Below are 15,655 nucleotides of genomic sequence, written 5' to 3' on the forward strand. Positions count from 1 at the left end.
TTACTCCTCGATCTCATTCAGGTTGCGCCCGGCCAGTGCGGCTTTGACCGTCGAATCAAGGCGACGGGCGGCAAATGCGTCGGTCACCTGCGACAGACGCTTGGTCTGTTGCTCGATGGCTGCGCCATCGGTGCCGGCCAGCAAATCACGTAGTTCTTGCATCTGGAATTCGATGGCTTCGCGCTCGTCACGGCTGAGCAGGCGCTCACCGTCGGCGTCCAGGGCGCCCTGTACCGCTTCAAGCAGGCGCTCGCCGTCCACCTGGTGCTCGCGCAGCTGGCGGGCGTGCTTGTCGGAACCTGCGTGTTCGAAGGAGTCCTTCAGCATGCGGGCGATTTCACCATCGGTCAGGCCGTAGGACGGTTTGACCTGGATGCTGGCTTCCACGCCCGAACCCAGTTCGCGGGCGGCGACGCTGAGCAGGCCATCGGCATCCACCTGGAAGGTGACGCGGATTTTCGCCGCACCGGCAACCATGGCCGGAATGCCGCGCAGCTCGAAACGGGCCAGCGAGCGGCAGTCGCTGATCAGCTCGCGCTCACCCTGCAGGACATGGATCATCATGGCCGTCTGGCCATCTTTATAAGTGGTGAACTCCTGGGCACGCGCCACCGGAATGGTGGTGTTGCGCGGGATCACCTTCTCCATCAGCCCGCCCATGGTCTCAAGACCAAGCGACAGCGGGATGACATCGAGCAGCAGCAGTTCACCACCTTCGCGGCGGTTGCCGGCCAGGGTGTCGGCCTGAATGGCGGCACCGATGGCCACCACCTGGTCAGGATCGATCGAGGTCAGCGGGGGACGGCCGAACAGCCCGCCCACGGCTTCGCGCACTCGTGGTACGCGGGTCGAGCCACCCACCATGACCACGGCACTGACTTCTTCCAGCTCCACGCCACTGTCGCGCACGGCGCGGCGGCAGGCCTTGAGGCTGCGGGCAACCATCGGTTCGATCATGGCTTCGAACTCGGCACGGCTCAGCTCACCCTGCCAGGCGCCATGGCTGACGCCGACCACGTCGGCGTCGGTCAGCGCTTCCTTGGCGGCGCATGCTGTTTGCAGCAACGCACGCTGGGTGGCCGGATCCAGGTCGGACGACAGGCCAGCCTGCTCGATGATCCAGCCGGCAATGGCGTGGTCGAAATCGTCACCACCCAGGGCGGTATCGCCACCGGTGGCCAGCACCTCGAACACACCAGCGGTCAGGCGCAGAATGGAAATATCGAAGGTACCGCCACCCAGGTCATAGATGGCCACCACACCTTCGGCATTCTGGTCCAGGCCATAGGCCACGGCAGCCGCCGTCGGCTCATTGAGCAGGCGCAGCACGTTCAAACCAGCCAGGCGCGCAGCGTCCTTGGTGGCCTGGCGCTGGGCGTCGTCAAAATAGGCCGGCACGGTGATCACCGCGCCTACCAGCTCGCCACCCAGGGTCGCTTCGGCGCGCTCGCGCAGCACCTTGAGGATGTCAGCGGACACTTCCACCGGGCTTTTCGGGCCCTGCACAGTGTCGATGAACGGCATATGCGACTCGCCACCCACAAAGCGGTAGGGCAACTGCTCGCCCAGCTGCTTGACGTCGGCCAGGCCGCGCCCCATCAGGCGCTTGACCGACAGCACGGTGTTCAGCGGGTCGCTGGAAGCGGCATCACGTGCGGCCTGCCCCACTTCGTTGCGCCCTTCGAGGTAGCGCACCGCGGACGGCAGAATGACGTTACCCTGCGCATCAGGCAGGGGCTCGCTACGGCCGCTGCGCAATGCAGCGACCAGAGAGTTGGTGGTACCCAGGTCGATCCCCACCGCCAGGCGGCGCTGGTGCGGCTGAGGGCTTTGACCGGGTTCGGCAATCTGCAGTAGGGCCATGCTTATCTGAATACCTTAGGTGCCATCACGGGCGACACCGGGTTAATCGTCGAGGCGCTCTTCCAGTTGGCGCACTTCTTGGGCGAGCTTGTCGAGGAATTGCATGCGACGCATCAGGCGCTCGGCCTTTTCGCGCTCGCCTGGGGCATCCCAGCAGGCGGCAAAGTCCTCGTTCAGGGTGTCCTGGGCAGCCTTCAGGCGCCGCTTGAACACACCCACGCCGTCAAGGTCGGCTTCGTCCTGCAACTCTTCGAGCTCTTCGCGCCACTGCATCTGCTGCAACAGGAAGTCCGGGTCGTGGACCGTGACTTCCTGGGGCACTTCATGACCACCGATGGCCAGCAGATAGCGGGCGCGACGCGGCGCACTGCGCAGTGTCTGGTAAGCGTCGTTGAGGGCTGCGGACTTCTCCAGCGCTACACGCTGCTCACGCTCGGAGGCGTCGGCAAAGCGGTCGGGATGGACTTCGCGGGCCAACTCGCGGTAGCGAGTGGCCAGCTTGTCGAGGTCCAGGCGGAAGCTTGGCTGGAGGTCAAACAATGCGAAATGACAAGGAGTTCCCACAGCCAGCCTCAAACGTTGAAGCTTTCGCCGCAGCCACACTCACCGCGCACGTTGGGGTTGTTGAACTTGAAGCCTTCGTTCAACCCTTCCTTGACGAAATCCAGCTCGGTGCCGTCGAGGTAGACCAGGCTCTTGGGATCGATGATCACCTTCACGCCGTGGTTCTCGAACACCTGGTCTTCGTCCGCCAGTTCGTCAACGAACTCCAGCACGTAGGCCAGGCCCGAGCAACCGGTGGTGCGCACGCCCAGGCGAATGCCCTCACCCTTGCCGCGCCCGTCGAGGGAGCGGCGAATGTGGTTGGCGGCGGCTTCTGTCATGCTGATAGCCATCAGGACTCCTTACCTCGCAACAGGCGGCTTAGATCAAGCCTTTCTTCTGCTTGTAATCGCGTACCGCTGCCTTGATGGCATCTTCGGCGAGTACCGAGCAGTGGATCTTGACCGGCGGCAACGCCAGTTCTTCGGCCAGCTGGGTGTTCTTGATGGTCTCGGCTTCGTCCAGGGTCTTGCCCTTCATCCACTCGGTGGCGAGGGAGCTGGAAGCAATGGCCGAACCGCAGCCGTAGGTCTTGAACTTGGCGTCTTCGATAACGCCCTGCTCGTTGACCTTGATTTGCAGACGCATTACGTCACCGCACGCCGGGGCGCCGACCATGCCGGTGCCAACGTCTGGGTCTTCGGCATTCATCTTGCCGACGTTGCGTGGGTTTTCGTAGTGGTCGATGACCTTTTCACTGTATGCCATGGTGCAATTCCTTCCTCATCAGGGAGCCGCTCTTGCCGGCGACTGCTTAGTGGGCGGCCCACTCGATCTTGGAGATGTCAACGCCGTCTTTGTACATGTCCCACAGCGGCGACAGCTCACGCAGTTTGTTGACGGCCTCGCAGACTTTCTGCGCGGCGTAGTCGACTTCTTCTTCGGTGGTGAAACGGCCGAAGGAGAAGCGGATCGAGCTGTGCGCCAGCTCGTCGTTGCGGCCCAGGGCACGCAGTACGTACGAAGGTTCGAGCGACGCGGAGGTGCAGGCCGAACCGGACGAAACGGCGATGTCCTTCAGCGACATCAGCAGCGATTCGCCTTCGACGTAGTTGAAGCTCAGGTTCAGGTTGTGCGGTACGCGGGCAGTCTGGCTGCCGTTGACGTACAGCTCTTCAAGGTCCGAAACCTGCTTGAAGAAGCGGTCGCTCAGGGCCTTGATGCGCGCGTTCTCTGCGACCATTTCCTGCTTGGCGATGGCGAAGGCTTCGCCCATGCCGACAATCTGGTGAGTTGGCAGAGTGCCCGAACGCATGCCACGCTCATGACCACCGCCGTGAATGATGGCTTCCAGGCGTACACGCGGCTTGCGGCTGACGTACAGCGCGCCGATACCTTTAGGGCCGTAGACCTTGTGCGCCGAGAACGACATCAGGTCGACTTTCAGTTTTTGCAGGTCGATTTCGACCTTGCCGGCCGACTGGGCGGCATCGACGTGGAACAGGACGCCGCGCGAACGGGTCAGTTCACCGATGGCGGCGATGTCGTTGATCGAGCCGACTTCGTTGTTCACGTGCATCAGCGAGACCAGGATGGTGTCGTCGCGCAGCACTGCTTCTACCATGGCCGGGGTGACGATGCCGTCTTCGCCTGGCTCAAGGTAGGTGACTTCGAAACCTTCACGCTCCAGCTGGCGAGCGGTATCCAGGACCGCCTTGTGCTCGATCTTGGAGGTGATGATGTGCTTGCCCTTGGTCTGATAGAAGTGCGCGACGCCTTTCAGCGCGAGGTTGTCGGACTCGGTGGCACCGCTGGTCCAGACGATTTCGCGCGGATCGGCGTTGATCAGCTCGGCAACCTGGCGACGACCGTTCTCGACCGCTTCCTCGGCCTTCCAGCCGAAGACGTGGGAGCGCGAAGCCGGGTTACCGAAGTTCCCGTCGACCAGCAGGCAGTCGGCCATCTTCTGGGCCACGCGTGGGTCGACCGGAGTGGTCGCGGAGTAATCGAGGTAGATCGGCAACTTCATTTGTCTCTCCTATCAGGCGGTGGCGTCGCTCATCGTCCCTGGGGGATCAATCGACGGCGGACGTCTCAATCTTGTCCAGCTGGGCGGTTCGGCCTGCGACACGTCGCAAGTCCTGGCGCTGGGCGACTTCCTGTACCTCACGGCGCATGACGAGGTCGGCCAGGCTGATGCCGCTGAGGAATTCATGGATCTGCTGGCTGAGGTCGCACCACAGGTGGTGGGTCAGGCAGGTATCACCGGCATGGCAGTCCCCGAGGCCCTGGCAACGGGTAGCATCGACCGACTCGTTGACCGCATCGATGACCTGGGCCACCTGGATGGTTGCCATGCCCCGCGACAGCTGGTAGCCACCGCCTGGACCGCGCACGCTGGAAACCAGGCTGCTGCGGCGCAACTTGGCGAACAGCTGTTCCAGATAAGAGAGGGAAATGCCCTGGCGCTCGGAAATATCGGCCAAAGACACCGGCCCATGCTGCGCGTGCAACGCCAGGTCGAGCATGGCGGTCACGGCGTATCGGCCTTTGGTAGTCAGTCGCATGGCTATTGGGTACCACGGGAGTTTCGGGATGTGTGCGAGTATGCGATTCCCGAGCATTTAAGTCAACTATAAGACCTACTGCTTTAGTCGGGTTTGCATCGGGGAGGCGGGCGCGAGTGTAGCAGACGAGGGGCGTGAGCACACGCCCCGTATGTCACTATGATTTCAGTGCGGCGCAATCAATGCGACTGAGTGTCGCGCTGGGCCACCTTGGCCTCCTCGGCAAAATCATCTTCCGGCAGGGCTGGCAGCTCCTTGGCGCAGTAGTCGCTCCCCATCTTGGTCAGGGCGCCACACATACCCTCCAGCCGCTCGTCCACCGCTTGCAAGTGGTCGAGCATCTGGCCGATGGCACGCGCCACCGGGTCGGGCATGTCGCCACTGACGCCGTAGGCATCGAAGCCGATCTTCTCGGCCATGGCCTTGCGCTTGGCCTCGACTTCGTTGTCTTCGCTCTTGACGATGATCCGCCCAGGGATGCCCACCGCCGTGGCGCCCGCTGGCACCGCCTTGGTCACCACTGCATTGGAACCAATCTTGGCCCCCGCGCCGACCGTGAACGGGCCCAGCACTTTGGCCCCCGCCCCTACCACCACGCCGTTTTCCAGAGTGGGGTGGCGCTTGCCTTTGTTCCAGCTGGTTCCGCCCAGGGTCACGCCCTGATAAAGGGTGACGTCGTCGCCGATCTCGGCGGTTTCGCCAATGACGATACCCATGCCATGGTCAATGAAGAAGCGCCGGCCAATGGTGGCGCCCGGGTGGATCTCGATACCGGTCAGCCAGCGGCCGAAGTTGGACACCAGCCGGGCCAGCCACTTGAAATCACGCTTCCACAAGGCATTGCCCAGACGGTGCAGCCAGATGGCATGCATGCCGGGGTAGCAGGTGAGCACCTCGAAGGCATTGCGCGCAGCCGGGTCACGGTGGAATACGCTTTGAATATCTTCACGCAGGCGTTCGAACATCTGTCAGTCCTTCCGTTTATGCGGCTCGCCCCGGACCACTTTCTGGGTCTCGGTAAGGATGCCGCGCAAAATGCTCATTTCCGAACGCTCGACCGCCACCCGCCCATAAAGCCGGCGCAAGCGCGGCATCAGGTGCTTGGGTTTTTCCGGGTCGAGGAAGCCGATGCCCACCAGGGTTTTTTCCAGGTGGTCGTAGAACAGCTCCATTTCGTCCATGGTCGCCAGCTCGCTGGCGTCAACCTTCTCGACTTTTTCCGGCGCTGCACCGCCAGCTAGCCACGCCATGCGCACCTCATAGGCGAGCACCTGCACGGCAGCAGCGAGGTTCAGCGAACTGAAGTCGGGGTTGGAGGGAATGTGCACGTGGAAGTGACATCGCTGCAGTTCTTCGTTGGTCAGGCCAGCGTGTTCGCGCCCGAACACCAGGGCGATTTCTTCGCCACCATTGGCATGCTCCACCGCCTTGGCACCGCACTCGCGCGGGCCGATCAACGGCCAGGGAATGCTGCGCTCGCGGGCGCTGGTGCCCATGACCAGGTTGCAGCCGACCAGCGCCTGCTCAAGGCTGTCGACCACCTGGGCGTTATCCAGCACATCGTCGGCGCCCGAGGCACGGGCACTGGCATCCACGGCGGGGAATTCTTTCGGCTGCACCAGCACCAGACGCGACAAGCCCATGTTTTTCATGGCACGCGCAGCGCCGCCGATGTTGCCGGGGTGGCTGGTATTGACCAGAACAACACGAATATTTTGCAGCAAGGTGTTGTGCTCACAGATGCAGGAATCAGGGGCTTCGATCTTACAGAACCGACAGACGTAACGCCATGAAAGCAAATGTGACACTTCTGCCGCCAAAGTTTTCTGCTAGAATGATCGGCTTTCTTCTTTAACATCTCCAGGTGACCCGCCCATGCAGCCTATGCTGAATATCGCCCTGCGCGCCGCTCGCAGCGCCAGTGAACTGATTTTCCGCTCCATCGAACGCCTGGATAGCATCAAGGTGGACGAGAAAGAGGCTAAGGACTACGTTTCCGAGGTTGATCGCGCCGCCGAGCAGAGCATCGTCAACGCCCTGCGCAAGGCCTACCCGAACCACTCCATCCAGGGCGAGGAAACCGGCCTGCACGCGGGTAGCGGCGAAGAAGGCAAGGATTACCTGTGGATCATCGACCCGCTGGACGGCACCACCAACTTCCTGCGTGGCATCCCGCACTTCGCCGTCAGCATCGCCTGCAAATACCGTGGCCGCCTTGAGCACGCCGTGATCGTCGACCCGGTTCGCCAGGAAGAATTCACCGCCAGCCGTGGCCGTGGTGCCCAACTCAATGGCCGTCGCCTGCGCGTCAGCTCGCGCACCAGCCTGGAAGGTGCCCTGTTGGGTACCGGCTTCCCGTTCCGTGACAACCAGATGGCTGACATGGACAACTACCTGGGCATGTTCCGCGCCCTGACTGGCCAGACCGCCGGCATCCGCCGTGCCGGTTCCGCCAGCCTGGACCTGGCCTACGTGGCCGCTGGCCGTTTCGACGCCTTCTGGGAGTCGGGCCTGTCCGAGTGGGACATGGCAGCTGGCGTGCTGCTGATCCAGGAAGCCGGTGGCCTGGTGAGCGACTTCAACGGTGGCCACGACTTCCTCGACAAGGGCCACATCGTTGCAGGCAACATCAAGTGCTTCAAGGCCGTACTGACGGCCATCCAGCCGCACCTGCCAGAGAGCATGAAGCGCTAAGCGCAGATCGCCGGAAAGCAAAAAGCACCCCTCGGGGTGCTTTTTTTTGCCTGACAGCTTTGCATTGCCTGCACCGACCTCATCGCCGGCACAGGCAACAAGATCACTGCCCTGCCTCGCTCAGGATCAGCTTGCCATTCTTGTCCACTGGAATGGTCGACCCCGGCTCACGATCCATCTTCACCTTGCCGACCTGATCGCCAAGGGTGTAGGTCACGTTGTAGCCCACCACCTTCTCACTGATGTCATTCACCGTGTTGCAGCGAGTTTGCGTGGTGGTGTAGGTGTCACGCTCCTGCATGCCTTCCTGCACCTTGTTACCGGCATAACCGCCACCGACCGCACCGGCCACGGTGGCGATCTTCTTGCCGGTGCCGCCGCCAATCTGGTTACCCAGCAAACCACCGGCGATTGCACCCACCACAGTACCGGCAATCTGGTGCTGGTCCTTGACCGGTGCCTGACGCGTCACGGCGACGTCCTTGCAGACCTCGCGCGGGGTTTTTACCTGTTGTTTGATCGGTTGCACGTCGGTGACCTGCGCATACTCAGGCCCCTTGTTGACCAAGCTGTAGGTCGCCACAGCACCTCCGGCAGTTACACCGACAGCACCCAGTACCGCACCCACCAGCATTGATTTGTTCACATGAACCTCCTGATCATACCCGCGGGGGTTAGCCCGCCTTCTCCCAGCCTTGGAGCAAAAAAAAAGGCGCGAGTTCAATACTCGCGCCTTTCGGGCAGCCAAACGGCGTGAGACAAGCCTTTATGGGCGCTCGTCCACACCTTCCGCCTTGGCCGGCGGGATCAGGTCTTCGCTGTTCAGGTTCAGCCAGATCAGCACCACGTTGGCGATATAGATCGACGAGTAGGTACCGGCCATGACGCCGATGAACAGGGCCAGCGAGAAGCCGAACAGGTTATCGCCACCGAAGAACAACAGCGCAGCAATGGCCAGCAAGGTCGAAACCGAGGTGGCGATGGTACGCAGGAGGGTCTGGGTGGTGGAAACGTTGATGTTTTCGATCAACGATGCCTTGCGCATGACGCGGAAGTTCTCACGCACCCGGTCGAATACCACGATGGTGTCGTTCAGCGAGTAACCGATGATCGCCAGCACCGCTGCCAGCACCGTCAGGTCGAAGGTGATCTGGAAGAACGACAGGATACCCAGGGTGACCACCACGTCGTGGATCAGCGAAACGATCGCGCCCACGGCGAACTTCCACTGGAAGCGGAAGGCCAGGTAGATGAGGATGCCGCCCAAGGCCAGGAGCATGCCCATGCCGCCCTGGTCGCGCAGCTCTTCACCTACCTGCGGGCCGACGAACTCGACACGCTTGAGGGTGGCCGGGTTGTCACCGCCTGCCTTTTGCAGGGCAGCAGCTACCTTGTTACCCAGTTGCGGGTCATCGCCCGGCATACGCACCAGCAGGTCGGTGGTGGCGCCGAAGCTCTGCACCACAGCCTCGTGGAACCCGGAATCGACCAGCTCGGCACGCACCGCCTTGAGGTCGGCCGGGCGCTCGTAGGTCAGCTCGATCAGCGTACCGCCGGTGAAGTCCAGGCCAAAGTTCAGGCCTTTCTGCCACCAGCTGAACAGCGCCAGCACGGTGAGGAGCACGGTAATGGCGAACGCGACATTGCGCACACCCATGAAGTTGATGGTTTTCATCGCAGCTCCCTCAAACCCACAGCTTCTTGATGTCACGCCCGCCGCAGGTCAGGTTGACCATTGCACGGGTCACCATGACGGCGGTGAACATCGAGGTGAAAATCCCGAGGGACATGGTGACCGCAAAGCCTTTGACCGGGCCGGTACCCATGGCGAACAGGATGCCGCCGACCAGCAGGCTGGTCAGGTTGGCGTCGATGATCGCGGTGTAGGCGCGGTTGAAGCCTTCGTGGATGGCGCGCTGTACCGACATGCCGGCGTTCAGCTCTTCGCGGATACGCGAGAAGATCAGTACGTTGGCGTCTACCGCCATACCCATGGTCAACACGATACCGGCAATACCCGGCAGGGTCAGGGTGGCGCCCAGCAGCGACATCAGTGCAAGCAGCAGCACCATGTTGCCCGCCAGGGCGATGGTGGCGATCACGCCGAAGCCGCGGTAGATGGCGATGATGAACAGCGAGACGAACAGCATGCCCCACAGCGATGCATCGATACCCTTGGTGATGTTGTCGGCACCCAGGCTTGGGCCAATGGTACGTTCTTCAGCGAAGTACATTGGCGCAGCCAGACCACCGGCACGCAGCAGCAGGGCCAGTTCGGACGATTCGCCCTGGCCGTTCAGGCCAGTGATGCGGAACTGGCTACCCAGCGGCGACTGGATGGTCGCCAGGCTGATGATTTTCTTCTCTTCCACGAAGCTTTGTACGGCAACGTCCTTCTCGACGCCGTCGACGGTCTGCTTGACGTAGCGGGTGACCGGCTTCTGCTCGATGAAGATCACCGCCATGCTGCGACCCACGTTGCTGCGGGTAGCGCGGCTCATCAGCTCGCCACCGTGGCCATCCAGGCGGATGTTCACCTGTGGGCGGCCGTGCTCGTCAAAGCTGGCCTGCGCGTCGGTTACCTGGTCACCGGTGATGATCAGGCCACGCTCTACAGGGGCGGAGCGGCCGCCTTCGCGGAACTCGAACACCTCGGTAGTGGCCTTGGACGCGCCTGGCTCGGCACCGAAGCGGAACTCCAGGTTGGCCGTTTTACCGAGAATACGCTTGGCTTCGGCAGTGTCCTGCACACCTGGCAGCTCGACCACGATACGGTTGGCGCCCTGGCGCTGTACCAGCGGCTCAGCCACGCCCAGCTCGTTCACGCGGTTGCGCACGGTGGTGAGGTTCTGCTTGATCGAGTATTCGCGGATTTCGGCAACTTTTGCCTGGGTCAGCGCCAGACGCAGCACCGCAAGCTCGTTGCGCTCGGTGGTGGTCAGGTCGAAGTCATTGAAATTCTTGCGGATCAGGGCACGCGCCTGTTCGCGGGTAGCATCGTCAGCGAAGCCCAGCATGATGCCGCCATCCTGCTGAGGCAGGCTGCGGTAGCGGACGCGCTCTTTGCGCAGCAAGGTCTTGACCTCGCCTTCGTAGACTTTCATGCGGGCCGTCATGGCCTTGTCCATGTCCACTTCCAGCAGGAAGTGCACACCACCGGACAGATCCAGGCCCAGCTTCATCGGGCTTGCACCCAGATTGCGCAACCATTGCGGGGTAGTCTGGGCCAGGTTCAGGGCCACGACGTAATCATCGCCCAGCGCCTTGCGCACGACATCCTTGGCTGGCAGTTGGTCTTCCTGGTTGGTCAGGCGGATCAGCCCGCTGCCCTTCTCGCCCAGGCTTGCGCCCTTGACGGCGATCTTGGCATCGACCAGCGCCTTGCTGACGCGATCGAGGTCGGCCTGGTTCACCTGCAGCGCCGAGCTGGCACCGCTGATCTGCACCGCAGGGTCATCCGGGTAGAGGTTGGGAGCGGAATAAATGAAACCGACCACCAGTACCAGCACGATCAGTGCATATTTCCACAGAGGGTATTTGTTCAGCATCACGCCGCCCGTTCAAGACGCGGGGCGCGTTGCGCGCCCCGACTGGAAAGAAAAAACGGTAACTCAGATAGCCTTGAGCGTACCTTTTGGCAGGGTGGCCGCAATGGCACCCTTCTGGAACTTCAGTTCGACGTTGTCGGACACTTCCAGTACCACGAAGTCATCGGAAACCTTGATGATCTTGCCGGCGATGCCGCCGTTGGTGACAACTTCGTCACCTTTCTGCAAGTTGCTCAGCAGGTTCTTCTGCTCTTTGGCGCGCTTGGCCTGCGGGCGCCAGATCATCAGGTAGAAGATGACCAGGAAACCGACCAGGAAAATCCACTCGAAGCCAGTACCGGCTGGGCCGGCGGCGGGTGCTGCTGCGTCCGCGTAGGCGGCGGGGATCAAGAAGCTCATTGGGCACTCCTAATGTAAATTTTCTAATAATGTGTGCGAACAGTCAGTCCAAAGGCGGCACAGGCAGCCCGCGCTTGGCGTAGAAGGCGTCGACAAAGGCGGCCAATTTACCCTGTTGAATAGCCTCGCGTAAACCGGCCATCAAGCGCTGGTAATGGCGCAAGTTGTGGATGGTATTCAGCATGCTGCTCAGCATTTCGCCGCACTTGTCCAGGTGATGCAGATAGGCGCGGGAGAAGTTGGTGCAGGTGTAGCAGTCACAGGTCGGATCCAGCGGCGATTCATCGTGGCGATGGAACGCGTTGCGGATCTTGATCACCCCTGTATCGACGAACAGATGGCCGTTGCGCGCATTACGCGTCGGCATCACGCAGTCGAACATGTCGACGCCGCGGCGCACACCCTCAACGAGATCTTCCGGTTTGCCTACCCCCATAAGGTAACGAGGTTTGTCAGCAGGCATCTGGCCCGGCAGGTAATCCAGCACTTTGATCATTTCGTGCTTGGGTTCGCCCACCGACAGGCCGCCAATGGCCAGGCCATCGAAGCCGATGTTTTCCAGGCCTTCCAGCGAGCGCATGCGCAGGTCCTGGTACATGCCGCCCTGGACGATACCGAACAGTGCTGCGGTGTTGTCGGCGTGGGCGTTCTTCGAGCGCTGGGCCCAGCGCAGCGATAGCTCCATGGAGGTGCGCGCCACGTCGTGCTCGGCCGGGTACGGGGTGCACTCGTCGAAGATCATCACCACGTCCGAGCCCAGGTCACGCTGCACCTGCATCGACTCTTCCGGGCCCATGAACACTTTCGAGCCATCGACTGGCGAGGCAAAGGTCACGCCCTCTTCCTTGATCTTGCGCATGGCACCCAGGCTGAACACCTGGAAGCCACCCGAGTCGGTGAGGATCGGGCCTTTCCATTGCATGAAGTCGTGCAGGCCGTTGTGCTTCTTGATCACCTCGGTGCCTGGGCGCAGCCACAGGTGGAAGGTGTTGCCCAGGATCATCTCGGCGCCAATGGCCTCGATATCGCGTGGCAGCATGCCCTTGACCGTGCCGTAGGTGCCCACCGGCATGAACGCCGGGGTTTCCACGGTGCCACGAGGGAAGGTGATGCGACCACGACGGGCCTTGCCGTCGGTGGCCAGCAGTTCGAAGGACATTCGACAGGTGCGACTCATGCTTGATCCTCGGGGCCGCGTGGCGCCGGATTGCGGGTGATGAACATGGCATCACCGTAACTGAAGAAGCGGTACCCGTTCTCGACCGCCGCCGCGTAGGCGGCCATGGTCTCGGGGTAGCCGGCGAAGGCCGAGACCAGCATCAGCAGCGTGGACTCCGGCAGGTGGAAGTTGGTGACCAGGGCGTCGACCACATGGAACGGCCGGCCTGGGTAAATAAAGATGTCGGTGTCGCCGCTGAAGGCCTTGAGCACGCCATCACGTGCCGCGCTTTCCAGCGAACGCACACTGGTGGTGCCAACCGCGATCACCCGGCCGCCGCGTGCGCGGCAGGCTTCGATGGCATCGACCACATCCTGGCTCACTTCGAGCCACTCTTTATGCATGTGGTGGTCTTCGATCTTGTCGACCCGCACCGGCTGGAAGGTGCCCGCCCCCACGTGCAGGGTCACGAAGGCCCGCTCCACGCCCTTGGCGGCGATCTTTTCCAGCAGCGCCTCGTCGAAGTGCAGGCCCGCTGTGGGCGCTGCAACCGCACCGGCACGCTGGGCGTACACGGTCTGGTAACGCTCACGGTCGGCGCCGTCGTCCGGGCGGTCGATGTAAGGCGGCAGCGGCATGTGGCCGACGCGGTCGAGCAGTGGCAGCACCTCTTCGGTGAACCGCAGCTCGAACAGCGTGTCGTGACGCGCGACCATTTCGGCCTCGCCACCGCCATCGATGAGGATGACCGCGCCTTCTTTCGGCGCCTTGCTGGCACGCACATGGGCCAGCACCCGGTGGCTGTCGAGCACACGCTCCACCAGCACTTCCAGCTTGCCGCCGGAGGCTTTCTGGCCAAACAACCGCGCCGGAATCACCCGGGTGTTGTTGAACACCATCAGGTCGCCGGGGCGCAGGTAGTCGAGCAAGTCGGGGAATTGCCGGTGCGACAGCGCGCCGGTCGGCCCATCGAGCACCAGCAGACGGCTGCCATGGCGCTCGGCCAACGGGTGGCGGGCGATCAGGGAATCAGGGAGTTCGAAGGAGAAATCGGCGACGCGCATGATGATGTTCGGTTCGGCAGGGCCGGGAAGTTTAGCCCAATGTGTGAAAATTGACCATGAAAGCCGATTGACCGACCAGCGGCAGCTCTCTATACTGCGCGCCACTGCCCTGATGGCGGAATTGGTAGACGCGGCGGATTCAAAATCCGTTTTCGAAAGGAGTGGGAGTTCGAGTCTCCCTCGGGGCACCAATCCGAGCCTGTAGATCCTTGATCTACAGGCTTTTTTTATTTCTGAGGCGTAATTTTGGCGTAGCTCAGGCTGTTGCGAATGCAAGCGCACAACCCCGAGCAGCGAAAACGTAATCAGCAGGTAGCGGGTTCGATTCCTGGTGCCAGGATCGTACAAATAAAAGGCTTGCAGCGATGCAGGCCTTTTTTTGTCCACCACCCCTAAAAAGCCCACTGGGTGTGCCGTGGCGTCATAACGGCAATCCATCATTCGTGTGCAGTCATCGAGGGTCGATAATGGAGTTATCGAACGTACCTGATCCCGATCAGGTAGACAGCGGAGTCGCAGGCAACCAGCAACCTGGTTCTCTTGACGACATCGCTCCCACCCCGCCCCCGTTGGAGGGTGAGTTACTTCCTCGGACAGTCATTCGACTGATCGAAGGGAGTCCAGATCACTATGGCGGAGACCAGCTCGGTCCAGTGATTTCCGCCATCATCAACGATGCTCAATACGACAAAGAACAAGCACGCGGACAGGTCACCGCCATCCAAGCCCGCCTAGACGCAGCCAATGCAGAGCTCGTTGAACAGCGCTTGATTAATGCCCGACTTGAGGAACAGCTGAAAAGCACTGAGGGACAGCTTAAGAGCGGGTTTTATCGAAACATATTCGAGAAATTCTTAACCTTTTGCAGCCCTGTGGCCTTCTCTGTCGCAATTGAATTGTTCAGATTGAAATCCGATTTGTGGTGGGCACTGGCGGCCCTAGGCATAGGGCTTCTCGCGGTCAACTTCTTGCCAGCCAAGGGGAAAAGCTCATGATTCAACCTATCGATACGCTCAGAATAATGGATGTCCAAAATCATGGAGTCGCCAACCAAGAGCGCATAGCAATTTTCGTCCAGAAGATGTGTGACCTCGCGGAGTACTGCTTGATTCTGACGTTGCCAACGCCAGAAGGCGGGGCAGTACCGGTCAAGGATCACATGCTTTGGTTCGGGCAAGGGGTAGTGAATCCTGGTGACTGGATTTTTGTGTATACGGCAGCGGGATCGACCACCATCTTGCCAAACCTTACTAATCAACCTCTCCCTGGATTCCCCCCTCTGCGGTACATAAATATGCATTGGGGCAAGGATCATACCGTTTTCCAAAACCGAGCCTTAAGCCCAATGCTGATCCGAATTGGTGGAACAGGCACGTTGCTGCCTCCTGCCCCGACGTACCAGGGCAACGTGAATAGCGCAGCGCAACCCAGACTCTTCTGAGTAGCGGGCGACCGTAAAGATAACTGTCGATGTGTGAAGGGTCGGTTTTTTCGAGCTGATGATGTGAATGCACGCGTAGCGAGCCGCCCCTCCGCACGTAGAAAAGCAAAATTTAGGTTGACCCCTAAAAAGCTTGTCAGATTTGTCAGATTGTTCTTCTTACCTATGTCTAACCCTTATATCTCAAGGCTTACAGCGTTTTGATGTAGTGTCAGAAAGGTGTCAACGGACTGTCAGAACCTGACAAAACCACACTGTCAGATTTAATCATTTCAAGTGATTGATTTATAAGGTTTTTTTATTGTGCATGTCAGATCTGCATCGTTTTTGACACTGCGTTGTCAGATCGAAAACCCAGTAAATACGCGGCCTCCAAC

Annotated in this window: 17 protein-coding genes and 1 tRNA gene; 4 read left to right on the forward strand and 14 right to left on the reverse strand. The window is 61.0% G+C overall.

The window, feature by feature from the left end; genetic code table 11:
* From hscA to trmJ, 8 genes are all read right to left on the reverse strand, one after another.
* Positions 1–1,863, reverse strand: coding sequence for a Fe-S protein assembly chaperone HscA (gene hscA, locus B9A31_RS18075; RefSeq protein WP_025753810.1), 1,863 nt, complete (start codon positions 1,861–1,863; stop codon positions 1–3).
* Positions 1,864–1,905: 42 nt separating this feature from the next.
* Positions 1,906–2,427 carry a co-chaperone HscB gene (gene hscB / locus B9A31_RS18080; protein WP_025753811.1) on the reverse strand — a complete coding sequence of 174 codons (522 nt, stop codon included), beginning with the start codon at positions 2,425–2,427 and terminating at the stop codon, positions 1,906–1,908.
* Between the two features lie 8 nt (positions 2,428–2,435).
* The gene (gene iscA / locus B9A31_RS18085; protein WP_003248536.1) at positions 2,436–2,759 is read right to left on the reverse strand and encodes an iron-sulfur cluster assembly protein IscA; all 324 of its coding nucleotides are present in this window, start codon (positions 2,757–2,759) and stop codon (positions 2,436–2,438) included.
* Positions 2,760–2,787: 28 nt separating this feature from the next.
* On the reverse strand, positions 2,788–3,174 hold the full coding sequence (gene iscU / locus B9A31_RS18090; protein WP_003248539.1) for a Fe-S cluster assembly scaffold IscU: 387 nt from the start codon (positions 3,172–3,174) through the stop codon (positions 2,788–2,790).
* 46 nt (positions 3,175–3,220) lie between these two features.
* Positions 3,221–4,435: an IscS subfamily cysteine desulfurase gene (locus B9A31_RS18095; RefSeq protein WP_012270592.1), complete on the reverse strand. Its 1,215-nt coding sequence runs from the start codon at positions 4,433–4,435 to the stop codon at positions 3,221–3,223.
* A 46-nt stretch (positions 4,436–4,481) separates the two neighbouring features.
* The gene (gene iscR / locus B9A31_RS18100) at positions 4,482–4,973 is read right to left on the reverse strand and encodes a Fe-S cluster assembly transcriptional regulator IscR (RefSeq protein ID WP_025753812.1); all 492 of its coding nucleotides are present in this window, start codon (positions 4,971–4,973) and stop codon (positions 4,482–4,484) included.
* Between the two features lie 179 nt (positions 4,974–5,152).
* A complete protein-coding gene (cysE, locus tag B9A31_RS18105; RefSeq protein WP_016713210.1) occupies positions 5,153–5,938 on the reverse strand; it encodes a serine O-acetyltransferase in 786 nt (261 codons plus the stop codon).
* Positions 5,939–5,941: 3 nt separating this feature from the next.
* Entirely contained in the window at positions 5,942–6,697 is a 756-nt protein-coding gene (gene trmJ / locus B9A31_RS18110) for a tRNA (cytosine(32)/uridine(32)-2'-O)-methyltransferase TrmJ (protein ID WP_016713211.1), read from the reverse strand.
* 151 nt (positions 6,698–6,848) lie between these two features.
* Between trmJ and suhB the strand changes: the two genes are divergently transcribed.
* The gene (gene suhB, locus B9A31_RS18115) at positions 6,849–7,667 is read left to right on the forward strand and encodes a type III secretion system regulator SuhB (RefSeq protein ID WP_016713212.1); all 819 of its coding nucleotides are present in this window, start codon (positions 6,849–6,851) and stop codon (positions 7,665–7,667) included.
* A gap of 103 nt (positions 7,668–7,770) precedes the next feature.
* On the opposite strand, the gene B9A31_RS18120 is transcribed toward suhB, so the two are convergent.
* The 6 genes from B9A31_RS18120 to queA all read right to left on the reverse strand — a co-directional run bounded on the left by B9A31_RS18120 (position 7,771) and on the right by queA (position 13,837).
* Entirely contained in the window at positions 7,771–8,313 is a 543-nt protein-coding gene (locus B9A31_RS18120; RefSeq protein ID WP_025753813.1) for a glycine zipper 2TM domain-containing protein, read from the reverse strand.
* Positions 8,314–8,433: 120 nt separating this feature from the next.
* Positions 8,434–9,342, reverse strand: coding sequence for a protein translocase subunit SecF (secF, locus tag B9A31_RS18125; RefSeq protein WP_016713214.1), 909 nt, complete (start codon positions 9,340–9,342; stop codon positions 8,434–8,436).
* Positions 9,343–9,352: 10 nt separating this feature from the next.
* Positions 9,353–11,215: a protein translocase subunit SecD gene (gene secD, locus B9A31_RS18130; RefSeq protein WP_016713215.1), complete on the reverse strand. Its 1,863-nt coding sequence runs from the start codon at positions 11,213–11,215 to the stop codon at positions 9,353–9,355.
* A gap of 63 nt (positions 11,216–11,278) precedes the next feature.
* A complete protein-coding gene (yajC, locus tag B9A31_RS18135) occupies positions 11,279–11,614 on the reverse strand; it encodes a preprotein translocase subunit YajC (protein WP_016713216.1) in 336 nt (111 codons plus the stop codon).
* Between the two features lie 43 nt (positions 11,615–11,657).
* Positions 11,658–12,773: a tRNA guanosine(34) transglycosylase Tgt gene (tgt, locus tag B9A31_RS18140; protein WP_014589748.1), complete on the reverse strand. Its 1,116-nt coding sequence runs from the start codon at positions 12,771–12,773 to the stop codon at positions 11,658–11,660.
* A gap of 14 nt (positions 12,774–12,787) precedes the next feature.
* Positions 12,788–13,837: a tRNA preQ1(34) S-adenosylmethionine ribosyltransferase-isomerase QueA gene (gene queA, locus B9A31_RS18145; protein WP_025753814.1), complete on the reverse strand. Its 1,050-nt coding sequence runs from the start codon at positions 13,835–13,837 to the stop codon at positions 12,788–12,790.
* A 106-nt stretch (positions 13,838–13,943) separates the two neighbouring features.
* Here queA and B9A31_RS18150 point away from each other — a divergent pair.
* From B9A31_RS18150 to B9A31_RS18160, 3 genes are all read left to right on the forward strand, one after another.
* Positions 13,944–14,028, forward strand: a tRNA-Leu gene (locus tag B9A31_RS18150).
* 276 nt (positions 14,029–14,304) lie between these two features.
* The gene (locus B9A31_RS18155) at positions 14,305–14,832 is read left to right on the forward strand and encodes a hypothetical protein (protein WP_084297197.1); all 528 of its coding nucleotides are present in this window, start codon (positions 14,305–14,307) and stop codon (positions 14,830–14,832) included.
* Positions 14,829–15,278: a hypothetical protein gene (locus tag B9A31_RS18160; protein WP_084297198.1), complete on the forward strand. Its 450-nt coding sequence runs from the start codon at positions 14,829–14,831 to the stop codon at positions 15,276–15,278. The genes B9A31_RS18155 and B9A31_RS18160 overlap by 4 nt, the downstream gene beginning before the upstream one ends.
* Positions 15,279–15,655: the final 377 nt, after the last annotated feature.

It is taken from the genome of Pseudomonas sp. URIL14HWK12:I5, assembly GCF_900176445.1.
Classification (GTDB): domain Bacteria; phylum Pseudomonadota; class Gammaproteobacteria; order Pseudomonadales; family Pseudomonadaceae; genus Aquipseudomonas; species Aquipseudomonas monteilii.

Excerpts from the sequence above, each read along its gene's own strand:
- hscA (WP_025753810.1), bottom strand. The coding sequence starts at position 1,863 with ATGGCCCTACTGCAGATTGCCGAACCCGGTCAAAGCCCTCAGCCGCAC.
- iscA (WP_003248536.1), bottom strand. The coding sequence starts at position 2,759 with ATGGCTATCAGCATGACAGAAGCCGCCGCCAACCACATTCGCCGCTCC.
- iscU (WP_003248539.1), bottom strand. The coding sequence starts at position 3,174 with ATGGCATACAGTGAAAAGGTCATCGACCACTACGAAAACCCACGCAAC.
- B9A31_RS18095 (WP_012270592.1), bottom strand. The coding sequence starts at position 4,435 with ATGAAGTTGCCGATCTACCTCGATTACTCCGCGACCACTCCGGTCGAC.
- iscR (WP_025753812.1), bottom strand. The coding sequence starts at position 4,973 with ATGCGACTGACTACCAAAGGCCGATACGCCGTGACCGCCATGCTCGAC.
- cysE (WP_016713210.1), bottom strand. The coding sequence starts at position 5,938 with ATGTTCGAACGCCTGCGTGAAGATATTCAAAGCGTATTCCACCGTGAC.
- suhB (WP_016713212.1), top strand. The coding sequence starts at position 6,849 with ATGCAGCCTATGCTGAATATCGCCCTGCGCGCCGCTCGCAGCGCCAGT.
- secF (WP_016713214.1), bottom strand. The coding sequence starts at position 9,342 with ATGAAAACCATCAACTTCATGGGTGTGCGCAATGTCGCGTTCGCCATT.
- secD (WP_016713215.1), bottom strand. The coding sequence starts at position 11,215 with ATGCTGAACAAATACCCTCTGTGGAAATATGCACTGATCGTGCTGGTA.
- yajC (WP_016713216.1), bottom strand. The coding sequence starts at position 11,614 with ATGAGCTTCTTGATCCCCGCCGCCTACGCGGACGCAGCAGCACCCGCC.
- tgt (WP_014589748.1), bottom strand. The coding sequence starts at position 12,773 with ATGTCCTTCGAACTGCTGGCCACCGACGGCAAGGCCCGTCGTGGTCGC.
- queA (WP_025753814.1), bottom strand. The coding sequence starts at position 13,837 with ATGCGCGTCGCCGATTTCTCCTTCGAACTCCCTGATTCCCTGATCGCC.
- B9A31_RS18155 (WP_084297197.1), top strand. The coding sequence starts at position 14,305 with ATGGAGTTATCGAACGTACCTGATCCCGATCAGGTAGACAGCGGAGTC.
- B9A31_RS18160 (WP_084297198.1), top strand. The coding sequence starts at position 14,829 with ATGATTCAACCTATCGATACGCTCAGAATAATGGATGTCCAAAATCAT.